This window comes from Sutcliffiella horikoshii (assembly GCF_019931755.1).
In the GTDB taxonomy this organism is placed as follows: domain Bacteria; phylum Bacillota; class Bacilli; order Bacillales; family Bacillaceae_I; genus Sutcliffiella_A; species Sutcliffiella_A horikoshii_E.
Genome location: NZ_CP082918.1, coordinates 652,785 through 668,308 on the forward strand (window position 1 = coordinate 652,785; position 15,524 = coordinate 668,308).

At 40.3% G+C, this 15,524-nt stretch carries 21 protein-coding genes; 14 read left to right on the plus strand and 7 right to left on the minus strand.

Annotated elements, in window-relative coordinates; all coding sequences use genetic code 11:
* Positions 1 to 7: 7 nt before the first annotated feature.
* The 3 genes from K7887_RS03505 to K7887_RS03515 are packed head-to-tail and all read right to left on the minus strand — an operon-like array spanning position 8 to position 2,292.
* On the minus strand, positions 8 to 1,306 hold the full coding sequence (locus tag K7887_RS03505) for an FtsW/RodA/SpoVE family cell cycle protein (protein ID WP_223492205.1): 1,299 nt from the start codon (positions 1,304 to 1,306) through the stop codon (positions 8 to 10).
* Positions 1,303 to 1,740 (minus strand): PadR family transcriptional regulator, encoded by a 438-nt coding sequence (locus K7887_RS03510; protein ID WP_223492206.1) that lies wholly within the window; start codon positions 1,738 to 1,740, stop codon positions 1,303 to 1,305. The genes K7887_RS03505 and K7887_RS03510 overlap by 4 nt, the downstream gene beginning before the upstream one ends.
* Before the next feature lie 3 nt (positions 1,741 to 1,743).
* Complete coding sequence (locus K7887_RS03515) at positions 1,744 to 2,292, minus strand: sigma-70 family RNA polymerase sigma factor (RefSeq protein WP_223492207.1); 549 nt, start codon at positions 2,290 to 2,292, stop codon at positions 1,744 to 1,746.
* Between the two features lie 164 nt (positions 2,293 to 2,456).
* On the opposite strand from K7887_RS03515, the gene K7887_RS03520 reads away from it, so the two are divergent.
* On the plus strand, positions 2,457 to 2,810 hold the full coding sequence (locus tag K7887_RS03520) for a PadR family transcriptional regulator (protein ID WP_223492208.1): 354 nt from the start codon (positions 2,457 to 2,459) through the stop codon (positions 2,808 to 2,810).
* Complete coding sequence (locus tag K7887_RS03525; protein WP_223492209.1) at positions 2,797 to 3,456, plus strand: permease prefix domain 1-containing protein; 660 nt, start codon at positions 2,797 to 2,799, stop codon at positions 3,454 to 3,456. The genes K7887_RS03520 and K7887_RS03525 overlap by 14 nt, the downstream gene beginning before the upstream one ends.
* 139 nt (positions 3,457 to 3,595) lie before the next feature.
* Here the strand turns inward: K7887_RS03525 and K7887_RS03530 are convergent, their stop codons facing one another.
* Positions 3,596 to 4,165: a biotin transporter BioY gene (locus K7887_RS03530; RefSeq protein ID WP_223492210.1), complete on the minus strand. Its 570-nt coding sequence runs from the start codon at positions 4,163 to 4,165 to the stop codon at positions 3,596 to 3,598.
* Between the two features lie 152 nt (positions 4,166 to 4,317).
* On the opposite strand from K7887_RS03530, the gene K7887_RS03535 reads away from it, so the two are divergent.
* The 7 genes from K7887_RS03535 (at position 4,318) to K7887_RS03565 (ending at position 9,856) form a co-directional block, all read left to right on the plus strand.
* Positions 4,318 to 4,701: a VOC family protein gene (locus tag K7887_RS03535; protein ID WP_223492211.1), complete on the plus strand. Its 384-nt coding sequence runs from the start codon at positions 4,318 to 4,320 to the stop codon at positions 4,699 to 4,701.
* Positions 4,702 to 4,802: 101 nt separating this feature from the next.
* Entirely contained in the window at positions 4,803 to 5,585 is a 783-nt protein-coding gene (locus K7887_RS03540) for an SDR family oxidoreductase (RefSeq protein ID WP_223492212.1), read from the plus strand.
* A gap of 257 nt (positions 5,586 to 5,842) precedes the next feature.
* Positions 5,843 to 6,997, plus strand: a complete 1,155-nt coding sequence (locus K7887_RS03545) for an SMI1/KNR4 family protein (RefSeq protein ID WP_223492213.1) — start codon at positions 5,843 to 5,845, stop codon at positions 6,995 to 6,997.
* Between the two features lie 122 nt (positions 6,998 to 7,119).
* A complete protein-coding gene (locus tag K7887_RS03550) occupies positions 7,120 to 7,647 on the plus strand; it encodes an RNA polymerase sigma factor (RefSeq protein WP_223492214.1) in 528 nt (175 codons plus the stop codon).
* Complete coding sequence (locus tag K7887_RS03555; RefSeq protein WP_223492215.1) at positions 7,622 to 8,353, plus strand: hypothetical protein; 732 nt, start codon at positions 7,622 to 7,624, stop codon at positions 8,351 to 8,353. Before K7887_RS03550 ends, K7887_RS03555 begins: the two co-directional genes overlap by 26 nt.
* Positions 8,354 to 8,496: 143 nt before the next feature.
* Entirely contained in the window at positions 8,497 to 9,030 is a 534-nt protein-coding gene (locus K7887_RS03560) for an RNA polymerase sigma factor (protein ID WP_223492216.1), read from the plus strand.
* Complete coding sequence (locus K7887_RS03565; protein WP_223492217.1) at positions 9,020 to 9,856, plus strand: hypothetical protein; 837 nt, start codon at positions 9,020 to 9,022, stop codon at positions 9,854 to 9,856. Before K7887_RS03560 ends, K7887_RS03565 begins: the two co-directional genes overlap by 11 nt.
* 55 nt (positions 9,857 to 9,911) lie before the next feature.
* On the opposite strand, the gene K7887_RS03570 is transcribed toward K7887_RS03565, so the two are convergent.
* Positions 9,912 to 10,814, minus strand: coding sequence for a macrolide 2'-phosphotransferase (locus K7887_RS03570; protein WP_223493573.1), 903 nt, complete (start codon positions 10,812 to 10,814; stop codon positions 9,912 to 9,914).
* Positions 10,815 to 11,232: 418 nt separating this feature from the next.
* Here K7887_RS03570 and K7887_RS03575 point away from each other — a divergent pair, with 418 nt between their 5' ends.
* A complete protein-coding gene (locus K7887_RS03575) occupies positions 11,233 to 11,868 on the plus strand; it encodes a lysoplasmalogenase (RefSeq protein ID WP_223492218.1) in 636 nt (211 codons plus the stop codon).
* A 10-nt stretch (positions 11,869 to 11,878) separates the two neighbouring features.
* Here the strand turns inward: K7887_RS03575 and K7887_RS03580 are convergent, their stop codons facing one another.
* The gene (locus K7887_RS03580; protein ID WP_223492219.1) at positions 11,879 to 12,436 is read right to left on the minus strand and encodes a hypothetical protein; all 558 of its coding nucleotides are present in this window, start codon (positions 12,434 to 12,436) and stop codon (positions 11,879 to 11,881) included.
* Positions 12,437 to 12,470: 34 nt separating this feature from the next.
* On the minus strand, positions 12,471 to 13,019 hold the full coding sequence (locus K7887_RS03585) for a hypothetical protein (RefSeq protein ID WP_223492220.1): 549 nt from the start codon (positions 13,017 to 13,019) through the stop codon (positions 12,471 to 12,473).
* A gap of 177 nt (positions 13,020 to 13,196) precedes the next feature.
* Between K7887_RS03585 and K7887_RS03590 the strand changes: the two genes are divergently transcribed.
* From K7887_RS03590 to K7887_RS03605, 4 genes are all read left to right on the plus strand, one after another.
* On the plus strand, positions 13,197 to 13,556 hold the full coding sequence (locus K7887_RS03590; RefSeq protein ID WP_223492221.1) for a hypothetical protein: 360 nt from the start codon (positions 13,197 to 13,199) through the stop codon (positions 13,554 to 13,556).
* 66 nt (positions 13,557 to 13,622) lie between these two features.
* Entirely contained in the window at positions 13,623 to 13,937 is a 315-nt protein-coding gene (locus tag K7887_RS03595) for a hypothetical protein (RefSeq protein ID WP_223492222.1), read from the plus strand.
* Positions 13,927 to 15,132, plus strand: a complete 1,206-nt coding sequence (locus K7887_RS03600) for a DUF4062 domain-containing protein (RefSeq protein ID WP_223492223.1) — start codon at positions 13,927 to 13,929, stop codon at positions 15,130 to 15,132. Before K7887_RS03595 ends, K7887_RS03600 begins: the two co-directional genes overlap by 11 nt.
* Positions 15,129 to 15,359, plus strand: a complete 231-nt coding sequence (locus K7887_RS03605; RefSeq protein ID WP_223492224.1) for a hypothetical protein — start codon at positions 15,129 to 15,131, stop codon at positions 15,357 to 15,359. The genes K7887_RS03600 and K7887_RS03605 overlap by 4 nt, the downstream gene beginning before the upstream one ends.
* The last annotated feature ends 165 nt before the right edge of the window (positions 15,360 to 15,524 follow it).

Below are 15,524 nucleotides of genomic sequence, written 5' to 3' on the forward strand. Positions count from 1 at the left end.
TTCAGAACTAAATTTCACTTGGTTCGACTATATCTTTCCGCCTGTAAACACTTAAGATAATCCCTAAAACGGCAGAGTAAAAAAGTAGTGTGGTCCCACCATAACTGATGAATGGTAATGATACACCTATTATCGGTGCAAAACCTAACCCCATAAGAATGTTCCATATAGCTGGTACCGCGATTAAAGTAGCTCCACCAACTACTAATAACCTCCCATAAGAATCTTTCGTCTTGCTTGCATTTCGCGAAATTTTCCATATGAACAAAATTAATAATATACAGAGAAATATTCCAAATGCCCAGCCGAGTGAGTGAACAAGATAGGGGAAAGCAAAATCTGTATGGGCGTCCGGAAGGGATTGAATGGCACTGTTACCATTTAGACCATTTCCCAACCAGCCTGCGTCAGCAAGGAATTCCTTGATTAAGATGTACATATAACCCGGTCCATTTACATATTCTTCAGGGGAAAGAAAAGAAAATAACTTTTCACTTAAAAGGAAGCCACGAAACTTGATTAAAATCGGCAAAATAAAAAGTAGACATGTGGTCAGTTTTGCTGTGATCATGATGACTTTACTCTTTTTCGATATATGGGAAAAAGTGAGCATCATTAATACACAGAAAAAGTAAAAAATACTGTAAGGAAAGGAAGGAAGAATCATAAAAAGTAGAAATGGTATCCAGAATAGACCAAACATCAAACCTTGTTTCCACCCATGAAACATGTCAGATTTAGTGAAAATACCAGACCACGCTAGGAAAAACAAAAGCATAGATATGGTAGCCGCATCCACCGTAATTCCGCCAAATGAAACCCATCTCTTGACTCCGGCTGCTGAAACGCCGAATACAAGAATGTATAAAAGCAAAAGAACGCCACTACTATAAAAAAATAACCACCAATTTTTCAGTTTCCTATAATCAAAGAATAGAAACGAAATCAGGACGATTGTTCCCAGGCTGAACCAGATTGCCTGCTTTTCCAAAAATATAGAGCCGGGTGCATTCCCGATTAAGGGGAGAAAGCTGATCGCTCCTATAATGGTAAACATAATAATGAGCATCCAGTCCATTCTAGGCTTATGAAGCTTATTTAATCTCTCCCCGATTGAATAAGGATTACCCATTTCTTGAACGGCTTTTTCCTCTGCTTTTTCTCTGGAATCCTCACGATTCTGGAATGACTGGCTTAGTTCTAGGAGGTGATGATGGAGCTCTTTCTCAATCATTTTGTGAGCTTCTTTGGACTTTACTTTAGAAATTACTTTTGCTAAAAATTCATTAAAAATGGGGGAGCTCATAAGGAGACCTCCTTTAGAAGTTCTTTTAATAAATACGGCTGTTTGACATATCCTTTTTTAGATGCCGATGACAAGTACTTCCTACCTTTTGTGGTTAGTGCATAATACTTCTTATCCGCTCTCCACATAGAAACCAAAACTTCTTTATTCTCTAACAAATGTAAAAGTGTATAAAGCTGTCCTTCATTGTGCAAAAAATAATGTTCTTCTATTTGGAAAAGTTGTGTGGAAATCTCAAAGCCGTGTTTGGCCTCCAGTTGTAGAGATTTCAAAATTGCAAGAATGGTATCTTTACTAAATGAGTGAAGCGTAGAGGATGAACGCTTTGCCTGTATCGCTTCGTTCACTCTAACTTTCCTTTCGTCCGTAAAAGAAAAATCCTTGAAAACATTCTTCCTCATAGATTTTTTAAAATTTAGAAATGGATCATTCATTCTTTATACCTCCTCCACCATGTGTTCTTTTAAAATTTCCCTTGCTCGTTTAAGTCTTGTTTTTAATGTATTGACATTTACTGAAGTAATAGCGCTTATTTCTGACAAAGGGAGCTCCTCATAGTAATGAAGGATCACCACTTCACGGTATTGTATAGGTAATTCCATTACTGCATTGGTAAGGCTGGTTTCTTCACTTTTAGCTATTACCTCCACCTCGACATCTTTTGCTTTGGAAGGTATATAGTTCAATATTTTTTCATTGAGTAGTAGCTTTCGATAATGCCAGCTTTTTAGATAATCTTTGCAATGGTTGCTGGCAACGCGGTAGAGCCAAGTTTTTATGGAAGACTGGTGATTGAATTGTTCCAACTTCTCATAGCACTTAATAAAAATCTCTTGCGTTAAATCCTCCGCTATCGTCTGGCTCTTTACATATGAAAAAACAAGATGGAGAACCGAATCCCCGTTCTCATTCATTAGCTCTTGAATAAGTTGTTCCTTATCTATCACATTGTCCTTAGAAACAACTACATGTTCTAGCTCGTTCATGTAGACATCCCTCCTTTCTTCATTTTAGACGATGCATCCACTGTTTGGGTTTGGAAAAAAATAAAAATTTTCATTGGAAATTCTCCAAACAAGTACTTTATCAGGGAAATTACTTTGACACACACAGTAATATGTTGTAAATTATAACCAGGAGGTGATGGAATGTGGAAAACAAAATATCGACTGATTTAATACGGGGTCATACTGATACGATTATTCTGAATGTACTTCGCCAAGGGGACAGTTATGGTTATCAGATTTATAAGACCATTATTGAGCTGAGTAAAAATCAGTATGAGCTGAAAGAGGCAACGCTTTATACTGCTTTTCGGCGCCTGGAGAAGGAAGGGTCTATTGCTTCTTATTGGGGGGATGAAACCCAAGGTGGTCGCCGCAAATACTACCGGATAACAGAAGACGGTTCGGCACGATACGAGCAATACAAGAAAGAATGGAAGTTTGCAAAAGAGATACTTAATTACTTGATAGAGGGAGGAATCGAGAATGATGAGAAATAGTGCGGACAAAAAAGTTCAAGCGTATGTAGATGGGCTTTTCTCCGGTGTTGGGGAAAGTCAGCAATTATTTGATCTTAAAGAAGAGCTAACAACTAACCTGAAAGAAAAAATCGCGGACTACAAGAAGGACGGAATGGATGAGTCGGCGGCATTCAAGGAAGCGGTTAGTTCTATGGGAGACCTTAGCGGACTTGTTGATGATATGCGTGAAGTCGGGCAGAACAAAGCGAAGCAGGCGGTGTATTCTTCCATGACAGCTCGGATTTCAGCTGCAGGATTAATCACTGGAATATTGCTTATTCTATTCGGTGTATTAACATCTGCCATGTTGTATTTTATGGATATGGAATTGGAAGCTGTTACAGGGACTGCGATTTTCGTGGTGTTTGGGATTGCCATCATTACGTATAGTGGGTTAACTAGAGAGACGCGAAAGAAATATGCGATGAATAGGGTTAGGGCCATTTTATATGCAGTGGCGGTTGGTTTGGTCGCATTTAGTTTGTTTGTGGCATTTACAACAGGGTTTGCTACTGGAGAGGTGTATATTGCGATTAGTTCCTTCATGATATTCTTTTTAATAGGGATTGGTTTGTGGTTAGGGCTCCTATTTACAGGGACCGACCGAAGAAAGATGGTGGCGTGATAGTGATATCACAAGGAATTTGGCCAAAAGAAAACCACCTTCTGCTTCGGTAAAAGAAAAAGGTGGCTTTCATACTAAGATTCAATCGTTGAGAGAGGTGTTGGCGCACTTCTCTCTTTTTTTATTATACACCAGAGTATTACGCAGCCACATCCCCTTTTACCTGCAAAAGGTTAGCCTGCTTCAGACGTCTTCTTACTGTAATTCCAATCCAACTTGCCAAGAATGCTTTAATGAGACCTACAACAATGAAAGGGTAAACTCCAAATTTCAACGCATCCGCCCATGTGATATCCATCACAAATTTCAACTGAATGGTTCCCATCACAAGGGTGATAATCATCCCAACGGTGTTGGCTATCATTGCCCATTTTAATGTGAAAGATGTTTTTTCTAAAATGTAACCGGTAAAGAATGCAGCTAGGATGAAGCCGAATATGTATCCGCCTGTTGGACCGACCAATACCCCTGCTCCGCCCTTCATTTCAGCAAACACCGGCAAACCCACAGCTCCTAACAGGACGTAACAGACCATCGACATTGCTCCATATCTGCTACCAAGGATTGTTGCAGCAAGTCCCACTGCAAGTGTTTGCCCGCTGATCGGTACAAGCGGCAATGGGATTTCCATTTGTGCCAGCACTGCTGTGATCGCAGCGAACATAGAACATAATATTAGCCATCTTAATCTTTCGTTTTTTGCAGTCATTTGATGACCCCCCCTTGGTTTGTTAACTTATTAATAATTTTAGTTTACATAAGTTTTTGAATGATGAAAAGACTTTTTGTTCCATTCACTTAAAGGATTTTTATAAAATGTCTAGAAATGGTTACTACATAAACCTTGAAGGAGGAAAAACAATGATTAATAAGCTCGGTCAAGTCATGCTTTACGTTAATAACCAGGATGAAGTGGTAAAGTTTTGGACGGAAAAAGTAGGGTTCCAAATAATTTCGGAAGAAGATAACGGGGAAGGGATGAGATGGATTGAAATAGCGCCATCTAAGGAATCGGAAACAAGCATCATCCTCCACAATAAGGAGTTTGTTGCTAAAATGTCACCGGAGCTTAACTTGGGTACACCTTCTTTGATGTTTTTCACGGAGGATCTGGAAGGGTTATATAGTAAATTGACTGCAGAAAATGTAACAGTTGGCGAGATGGTCCATATGCCTTCTGGTAAAGTGTTTAATTTTGCCGATGGGGAAGAGAATTATTTTGCGGTGATGGAGATGGAAAGATAAAAGTTGATTTGCTTTAAACGGCCCACGATATTAGCTTCTTGTTTTGCCACTACTCCTTCAGGGAACACAAAACGATAACCTATTTTTCAGGAGGAATTCAAATGGCTAAAACAATATTCATTACAGGAGCGGGAACTGGGCTTGGAAGAGGTACTGCGTTAGGTCTTGCCAAGAAGGGGCATAGAGTCATCGCCACAACGGAACTGACATCCCAGAAAACGGATCTATTGCGGGAAGTGGAGAATCAAGGGCTGGATATGGAAGTTTTCAAGCTGGATATTACGAACCCTCTTGATTTGGAGCAGATGGAAAAATACGATTTTGATGTATTTGTGGCAAATGCTGCGATCAATGAGGGGGGGCCGCTTGGGGAAGTGCCGATGGAAAGATTTCGCGCCCTTTTTGAAATCAATGTTTTTGCGACACTTGAAACTGCCCAAATTGCTGCTAGGAAGCTGGTGAAAAGAGGAAGCGGAAAGATAGTCTTCATGAGTTCCATGGCTGGCATCTCCGCGACACCGTATGTGGGCCCTTACACGGCAACCAAGCATGCACTGGAAGGTATCGCACAGACGATGAAATCTGAGCTGGAAGAGTTCGGTGTGAAAGTGGCGACAATCAATCCAGGCCCATACGCAACTGGTTTCAATAAACGAGCCGCTGAGGAAAAGTGGAAGTGGTTTGATGAAGAAAAGCATTTTACTAGAAAAGAAGCCATGATAGAGCAGGAAGAGCAGTTGAAAGAGTTCCATCCTGAAGATATGATCGAAAAAATGGTGGAAATCATTCCAGCTGATGACCATAAGTTCCGTACTGTTTATCCTGAAGAAACGGAGAAGCAGTTGAAGGAGACGGAGCAAGAGCGTTGGGATATGAGGATTTGAATGAGAATATAGAAACCGGTGACCTTTTTTGGGAGGGTCTCCGGTTATTTTTATTGTTAAGAAGCAATATAGGAGCCTTTCTTTCCAAGGTGGGCTTTATTTTTGGGAATGAAGACGTCAGTGCGTTGGAATTGGGAGCGGGGATGTCTTCATTCGGGTTATGAAGACGTCAGTGAGGTGGAATTGGGAGTATGAAGGTCTTCATTCGGGTTATGAAGACGTCAGTGAAGTGGATTTGGGAGTAGGGAGGTCTTCATTTGGCTTATGAAGACGTCAGTGGCCCGGAAATTAAAGTGGGAATGTCTTCATTCGGTTACGAAGAAAAAGCCCTGTATAGATATCCAAAGTTCCAACGTCCATTAAAAGTATATGGTAAAATAAACCTAAAAACTATTAAAAGGAGCAAGCCCTTGACTATATGGAAAGCAACTGAATCTGATGAATATAAGTTAAAACCATTAACTGTATCGGATATCAAAGAGGCAGAGAATAGACTCAAAGTCCGCCTTCCCAAAGCCTACCTTGAATTATTAATGGCGCAAAACGGAGGCCAGATCGTCTATAACGCGCATCCGAGTCCTGTGCCTACTGACTGGGGAGACAGCTATGTCCAGGTGGAGTATATCATGGGGATAGGGAAGGAAAACGGCATTCTAGGAAACTCTTATTTTATTAAAGAATGGGGGTTGCCCGAGGGACTGATATTATTTAACGGGGATGGCCATAGTTGGTTGGCATTTGACTATCGTAAGGTCCAATCAGACCCTGAGATTGTCTATGTGGAAAGTGATAGTGGGAAGCTAGTAAAATTGGCATCGTCTTTCGAAGAGTTTCTTGCTAATTTGTATGTAGAAGAAGAGGAGTTTGTTTTTGATGGCTCCTTTGAATTTAAAGATTATAGTAAAGAAGACTTTGAGAAGTTGAGAGAAAAGAATAATTCTGAGGAATTGGTAATCGCCATAGGCACCTTGTCTCAAGGGGATGTAGATGAGGAGTGGTTAGGGAAACAGCTGGTGTTGTTGAGCAAGCACCTGGATCCATACATTAGGTCGGAGGTTGCAGGCAATGTTTGGAACTACTTAACTTATCGGCTAGATGAGGATACACTGCTTCAGTTAATAGAAACCTTCCGGGCGGACACGGACAGCGACATTCAAATGCTCGGCGAAATGATTGTGGAAAAGCTGAACTATTCCTATGATCAATTAAAGGAAGACATCCAATTAAAAGGAATGGTGAGTTTCAGCTTGAATAGTTCTATTTATCACCTAAATAACCATTCTGGACAATGGCATCTATCGAACTCTGAAAGAGATCTGCAGTCATTTGGGACGGTGGAGGAATTACTTAATCAAGCAGTGATAGAGGGAAAAACGTTGGAACAAATCTGGAATGAAGTGAAGATACTATAAGGATGGTTCTCCTGCTTCTGTGTAAGAGGCAGGAAGCCATTCTTTTATTTTTAAAATTATTTCAAAACTTTTTTGAAGTTCGCCCGTCTATACAGTGTCAAAAAAATGAAGGGGGAAAGCCGGTGTCATTTTATAAAGAAAATGAGATAGAGGAGTGGTATAGCCAGTATCATCAGACTATCTTCAAATATATTATTCTCATGGTCAAGGACAGTCAGCAGGCGGAGGATTTGACGCAAGAGACTTTTTTAAGGGCATATAAGCATCATCATACGTTTAAAAGGGATTCTTCCCCGAAAACATGGCTTTTCAAAATTGCACATAATACTACTGTCGATTACATGCGCAAAATGAAGCCGATTAGGTTATTCCATCAAGTATTTAATAAAGAACTGGCAGCATCTTCAGAGGATATCATCATTCTTAGAGAGAATTCGCGAGAACTTTATGAGGCTTTAAGTAATATGAAAGCGTCATATAAGCAGGTAATCATTCTTAGGAAGATTAAAGGCTTTTCCATATTAGAAACAGCCCATATCTTGGAATGGTCCGAAAGTAAAGTGAAGTCTACTTTGTTTCGGGCGATGCAGACCTTGGAGGAGAAAATGAAGAGGGAGGTTAATAATGATGAGAAGCAAGTTGGAAAGTGACTCCCGTTTGGAGCAATCACTGAAGAGATTGGAGCATGATTTGGAGTGGAATCAGGAGCGTGCAGGATTGGTAAGAGATCAAATTGGATACAGTATCCGAAGCATCAAGAAAAGGCGAGTTGCCTCAAAACTTCTAATAGCCATCGCAACATTATTACTGATGATAAGTATTCCAATTTTCGTAATAGACCAACAGGAAGTGGCTGTGAAAGAGGAAGATCTTTATCAAGCAGCTCCAAATACGGAGAAAAATGCAGATGATAAAAGTATCGAATTTGATTCGGAATATCATGTGTTTCCAATGAATGCAGAAGACTATATTGATGCCATCATTGGAAAGCCATTAATTTCGGAGGAAAGTCTCTATGGTGCATACTCCTACCAGCTTGGAAATCGTTCTCCTGAATTGATTCATATTCATACTCAGGAAAATGAGTATTCTATTGAGCAAATGATGAAAATCCTATTACCACATGAAGAATTTCCGTCAGCATCCTATGAATCCACTGAGATGAAAGTTGGGGATCACGGGGCAGTATTGACTGTCTCAAACCAAGAATATGGGGGAGTGAAACTTGAAGTCGTAACCGAAAAGTATGTTTATCTTTTTTCTACACCCTTTCAATTTAAGGATATGACAGACAAAGAAGCAGAGCAGTTGAAAGAGGATATAGTCGAACTTGCAAAGCTAGTCAAATTTAAATAAAGCTATAAAAGGTTCCATCTACATTCTAGTGTAAACTAGAGTTGCAGATGGAATCTTTTTTTGAAAAAGTGTAACCAAAGAACAATCCTCACGTCCTTAAAGTAAGCAAATTTGCGATAGCTATAGAGAGATAGGTGAAATAAATGGAGGGAGAATGGTCCATTCGAAAGCTGAATGATTGGTATGAGCGTTATAGTGATGAGGTTTTTCGTTATGTTCTGATGATGACCGGTGATCCAGAAATGGCGAGGGACTTGACGCATGATACGTATATCAAGGCTTATCATAGCATGAATCGATTTAAAGGGGAGACAAGTGAAAGGAATTGGCTGTATCGGATTGCCCGGAATGCGACAATTGATGAGTTTCGGAAGAGGAAGCCTTTTCGTTATGTGGCGGATTCTTTTGCAGCTACTGCCATGCTTTCCACAACGGAATATCTACCAGAACAGGTGGCGCAACAAGGGGAATATGAGGCGTATCTGTATCGTGCCCTACAACAATTGAAAAGGTCTTATCGGGAGGTCATTATTTTACGAAAAATAAAGGATTTGACGGTGAGGGAGACAGCAGAAATCTTGGGTTGGAATGAAAGTAAGGTGAAGACGACTTTGCATAGAGCGTTGGAAGCCTTGAAAAAACAATTGCTGAAGGAGGGGTATAACCATGACGCATGAGAAAGATGAGAGTCGCTTGGATCGGACATTGAAAGGGTACCAAGAGATCAGGATGGATGATGAAGGGAAGAGAGAACTCCATGAAAGAGTGATGGGGTCAGTTAGGCAACCGGAGAAAAGACAACAAAGGAGATGGGATATGAGGCCGGTATTTTCGTTTATGTTGGCTGGGTTGTTATTGGTGGTTGGTGGGTACTTTCTTGCTACAGAGTTGATTTTTACAGAAGATACGGAAAAGAGTTTGACGGTGGAGGATGAAAAGGAAACTGGGGTGGAAGCTGGCAATGGAGGGGTGACCCCTTATACCAGTTTAGAAAAAGCGGCATCTGCTAAGCTTGGGACAGATGTTCATATTCCGTTTCATGCAGATGTTCCTTTACGGACTGCTTTTATCATGCATGACGGATACCTTCTTAAAGGTGATGAGGAGTATTTAGGCGATCCGGTTATGGCAGCTTTTGTGTATAGTACTCTAGAAGCGGGTGATGAGGAAGGGGAGTCAGAGGAACTTAGGAAGTTATCGAAATCTACGGATTTGATTTATGGGGAGTTTCTGTTGAATGATAAACACATGGTTGGGCTGAACATTTTAAATGGAGAAACGAGTCATATCGATTTAATTAATAGCAACCTTATTGGTGAAGAGAAAACTATTGCCGGAAAAACTGTCTACTATAGGCATAGAAAAAATTCTTTTTCAGATACGTACAGAATAAGTTTCCGCGTGGATGAGGACGTGTATGCATTTTTCTTTAATGCGGAAAGAGTGTCGGAGAGTTATGCGTATGCTTTTGTGGAGAATTCGTTGAAGCAGATTGAGGAGTGAGATAAAGAAGGGTTCTTTCGCATTTAGCGAGAGAACCCTTCTTTCAATTCTAGATCTATTCTTTACCTCTTAATACTTGCTTCGCCATCTCCATATATTCCTCCAAGCCAGATTTTATCGCAAACTCCGCTATGGCGATCGGGTAGGCTGCAGTCAGTTCCATTACGTGCTGAGCCATTCCTGGCCACACGTAACCGCCGGCTTTTTCATAGTGATGAATTAACTCTTTCAACACATCTTCTCCAAATGTTCGGTAGTGTGCTACAAAGTCGATGGCGATGTCTCCTACGGCTGCCTCGGTCCAGTCGATAAAGCCAGTGACCTTATTCTCTTCATTAATTAAGATGTGACCGGCATGAAGGTCCCCGTGAACAAGGGCGGTTTGTTTTGGCCAAATAGAGTCATTCTCCAACCAGTCCTGCCACCTTTGCCAAAGTCCTGGATCGACATCAAATTTCTCTTTCACTTTTTCCATCCTTTTTGCCATGTTTGCACGGATTTCTTCAGGTGTTTCAACAGGGAGACCGGCATGACGTGCTTCCTCGTGGTCAATCCGGTGTAAAAATACCAAAGCTTCTGCAAGTGTTTCATTAAACACAGTTGGAACGTTCTTTTCGTCGAGTACCCAAATATATGCCTGTGCCTCTGGGTCTACAGTAGCGGCCGGCACTCCACGGAGTTTTTTATAAGCAATCAGTGAATCCGTGTAAATCAACCAGTTTGGTGCTTCTACACTTAGCTTTGCGCTTACTAAATCAAGGGTGCGTTTTTCCTTTTTGGTGGAAGCCATCACATCTTCTCTTCTGGGGAAGCGTAATACCCATTCTGCACCATTAGCATCTTCAGCAAATACCACAAGGAAGTCCAGTCCTGATTCGTTAAAAGTCAGTGAGTCGGCCAGTATATCCAGGCCATTATCTTTCGCAATTTCTATTACTTTTTCTTTTGTTAAAGTCATCATTCATTCTCCTCTTCATTTTTATTTTGGCGTCCTGTGAGAAGAGTTGATGGGTAGGGCAAAATCAGCCCTTAAAGGCTGCACTTAAAAAAGGCATAACAAAAAGAGGGTAGACTGTCCCCTCTTTTTTCTACAATCATATTAGCATCGTAAAATAAAGGTTTCCTAAAAGTAGGCAGACCAATCCCATATACTCTGCACACAGGCAGAGCCTTTGAACGTATTCAATTAACGGTTCAAAGCTGGGAATCGAAGTCGCATACTTGCAGTCATAGGAAAACCCTCCATTTCTTTAAAAGTTACTATCAGTCTAGCATGGATGATGGAGCGGAGGCAAGGGAGGTGGGAATTATTTTGCATCTAGCTTCTAAGGTTTCTGTCTGTGGATTAAAATAGAGAGTACAAAGGGGGATTTATATTGTTGCTTTCACTTTCCATACTCACCATGCTTTTGGGTATTTTTTATCTTTATTCGGCCGAAAAACAACTTGCAAAATGGATGTATCTTTTAAAGCCAGGGACGATGGTGATTATTATCCTTGTAGCTTTGTGGGGGATGGAGGATTTATCTTCTACGTTTAGCTGGTGGATATTGGTTGGGTTACTATTTTCTATAATAGGTGATATATTTTTGATGTTACCCAAGGATCGCTTTGTCTATGGATTGGTATCCTTTTTGGCTGGACATGTATGCTATGTTGTTGCGTTTTTATATGTCCCAGGCGGCGGAGAGGTGAAAATTTGGCTTACTGGGGCGTTACTTTTCACAGCTATTTTTTACCTCGTAAAATTGTCCAAGGGTGTTTTCCATTCAGGGGGCATCGCACTTTTTCTTGCGGTTACGGCATATGTAGTGATCATCACGTCCATGGTATGGGCAGCATTCTATAGTCAACAGCCGCTTATGATAGCAGGTGCGATCTTGTTTTTCTTTTCCGATGCCATTCTTGCCTGGGATAGATTTATCGGAAAGCTAACCTATAGAAACTTTTTGGTGATGATCCCTTATTATTTGGCACAATATCTGTTTGCTGTTTCTTTGTATTGGATGTGATGGGGAGAATCTATTCGTCACATCCTAAAAATCTTAGAAACAATCCTCCCCGTACTGTTACCACTTGGCGACCGCAATTATCAATGGTGATTTGCGGTGCAAATGCAAACGAACCAACTGTATCAAAGCATCGGTCCTGGCAGCTATCTTGTGGGCAGGTATATGAGATGACTTGATTTACAGTCTGCACAACATCCATGGTAAGTTCACAAGGTGGTCCAAAACGGAAGCCTGGCAAGTCTGGAATCAATTCTCCTACATTGATGTGAAACTTTGCATTCCCAATAAGACGTACTGCATCAACCAGCACTGGGCAAGGGATTGTGCGGCCGCTTGCATCCGTACAGGTACCTTCTAATTCTTCCAATTTAAGCACGCAAACAAGGTCGCTTAAGTCAGAACAGGCCTTGAACGAGTCAAAATTCATGAAACGGAATGTATAGCCATCCGGTACGACAGCACTTGCACAGTACTCTAAACGAAGGTTGCAACCGTCTTGCTGAATTTCAGGTTCCTCTACCATTTTCCCCTCTGAGTTATAATAAACAGCTTTCTTATTTTCTATCATTATCTTTCGCTCCTTTTACTATTTTCAAAAACGATTAACAACCATCAAAGCCTAAGAAAATTCCGCCGAAGAATGTTACGATTTCACGACCGCATTCATCTGTAGTCACAGTGGGAAGGCCTGCAAATGCACCTTCATTTCGAAAGCATTTTTCCCGACAAGTATCTCCCTGAGGGAAATAGGTCAATACTTCATTCACAAACACGGTTGTTTCCATACCAAGTCTGCAAGGTCCAGGTCCTAGTGGAGTGCCGGGTGTGTTGGGGATTAAGTTTCCTATGTTCACTTGAAATCTTGCGGTACCGACCAATCTGACTGCATTCACAAAAAGCTGGCAAGTAATCGTGCCGCCACAAGGATTTGCAGCAGTCCCTTGAACTTCTTCAGGTCTTACTACACAAAACAACTCACTCAAATCTGAGCAAATACTTGAATCAAATCCGGAAAAATCAAAAGTGAACCCGTCCGGCACGATGGCACTGGCACAAAACGATATGGAAGTACCAAGTGGCAGGTTTTCTTCCAATGGATCCACGATTTCTCCATCAGCATTAAAATAAATCACATCTTTACCTTCTATCAATTAAATCCGCTCCTTAAGAAAGAATCTAGTACTTCTACTAGCATATGAATTAGTAGTAGATTTGACAGGGACAAGTGCCAAGTTAAAAGGAATAAATCGTAATCCAACAGAAGGGATTTGTAAATAAATGTCGAATCCTATCCTTGTACAAAACTATAATTAGAAGGGATGGATGTAATGAAGAAGTTTGAAATAGCTGATAATGTCGTGGGTTTTGCGCAGTCTGCAACACATTCCGGGGAGTTTAAAAATGACCTGCCAATTTCCGAGGAGTTAAAGGTAGAGTTGCTCACGGAGATCTATAATGATTTTGTAAGAGAGGTAGTTGGCGTTCATTTTAAAGACTTTCAGGAGTTGATGCAGGAGTATTTTGATGAACACGAAATCCCTGAAGAGAAAAGGCACTCTCTCGAACACAATCTCTTTTGGTGGAAGGTCCTATATCAGGCAAGCAATGGAATAGAGATTCAATTTGTGCAAGAATATATTGCTAAAAACTACTCAGTCCTCAAACACAAACCACTTATCATCTCCTAGCTCAAAAAATGGGAGAAGGCCACAACTAAATTCTACTATGTAGGCTACAAGTACAACGACCGCACCTTGGTACTAATTGATATCCTAACCGAAGAGACACTTGATGTTGTCGTGTATGACCGGAACGCGACCCCACCCCAAAAAGGCGAAATAGTAGTGGGAACCTTACTGCCAATCGGAAACGGCCAATATTTCCCTATCCTTGATTTCTACCATACTGACTACGAGGCAAGAGAACACATCGCAACACTCCTACAACCCTATTACCAACGTTACCCAAAAAACTCAACCGAACAAGAAGCTTTCCTCCACGTTTTATCTGCCGTCTTGCAGGTAGAGTGGATGATTCGGGAGGAGGAAGGAGAAGTTATTGATAAATAAAACTAGGATTTTTATTAGTTCTGCATATGAGACTGATTTAAAGGGACCAAGAAAAATTATTAAAGAGTATCTTGAGCAATGTGGACATGAAGTACCTATATTTGAAGATGGTGATTTTGGTACATGGGAAAAGGACACATTAAAACAATGCTTAGAAATAGTAGAGAGTAGTGATGTGGTTATACTATTGATAAATAGGAAGTCGGGAGCAAGATCCCGCTTAATGAATGGAAATGTTACTCCAACCTATTTAGAGTACGTAGCAGCAAGGCAGAAAAATAAGCACATGTTAGTATTCGTTTCTCCAAATGTAAAACAAAAGTTTAATATATTGAAGGCTGAATTTGATAGATTGTACGAGGGTTATGTCGCAGAATTTCATAGAAGTCCTAATTCTCCGTACGACCCATTAATGGAATGGATTGAAGATCAGCTAGAATCAGAAGGAACTTTCAAGCAACTACTTGAGGAAGCAGACCCTTTTGTATGGGCCTTTCTTTTTGAGGTTTTCAGGGATGGAAACTGGATTTATGATTTTGATATATCAAAATCAAGTGAACAAGCGCACAACATATCCGCTACGCTCAGCACCTCATTAAGATCGGTTGTAGGTCTAATTTCAGAAAGAGAGCATATCGATCAATTAAAAAACCAGGCTACTTATTTATATGCTTATGCAGAATACTCTTTACAGCTGTTGAATGAAATGAATTCTATGAAAGATATTGGTAAACATACTTGGTCTAATTTCTTGGATGTTGGTTTAAGTTTTTTAATGCAGCAAATGCATATTTTTCAAACGCCAGATGTAAACCCTAGAATTGTAAACACTGTATCAGGGTGTAACGCAGCTTCACTTTATTCCGTTATGGAAGGGAATATAACTATGCTCACCCTTGTGGGAGCGATTGGAGATATAAACCCTGACGAATTTTATCAGTTGGACGAGGAAAATATTTATGTGGTTGATTCTTATAATCAGCAAGTTAGACTGATAACATTCAATGCTGAAAAGCAAACTATATATGTAACAGAACCTATAGGGAATTCTGTATTATGTATGCACTTTGACTTAACTTTACCTTGGTCAGAGGAACAGGTGAAAGCTTATGAATCAGAAATAAATTATGCTATAATAGAACAACATGAATTTTTCTACGAATTTCTAATTAGGTTACTAGGAGGGAGAACATGAATAAAAAAGAATCTGTAAACTACAATGTTGAAAATACTGTAGTAATTAGTCGTTCCCCTGTGTTTAAAAAATCTACTGTCAGACCACTTAGTAGCGCGGTAATTAGAGCAATTCATCCAGTAAATAGTACACTCAATAAAACATTAAGGAACTCTTTCGTCGAAAACATTGATTCAGTTAACAGGGTTTTAGATGAATCCAATAGGATCTTGCCCTACCGAAAATAACAATTTCAGTAAGTTGGAGTCTACTTCAAACCCCCAAACATATGCAACTTGGGGGTTTTTTAAATGGGTATTAAATTTTTTCTGAATTTGAAGATGCCATTGTGACGACGAGAAGCTTGTAGCAAATGTGGCGGAATAGGAGAGTGCTGAAAGGATAGCACTCTC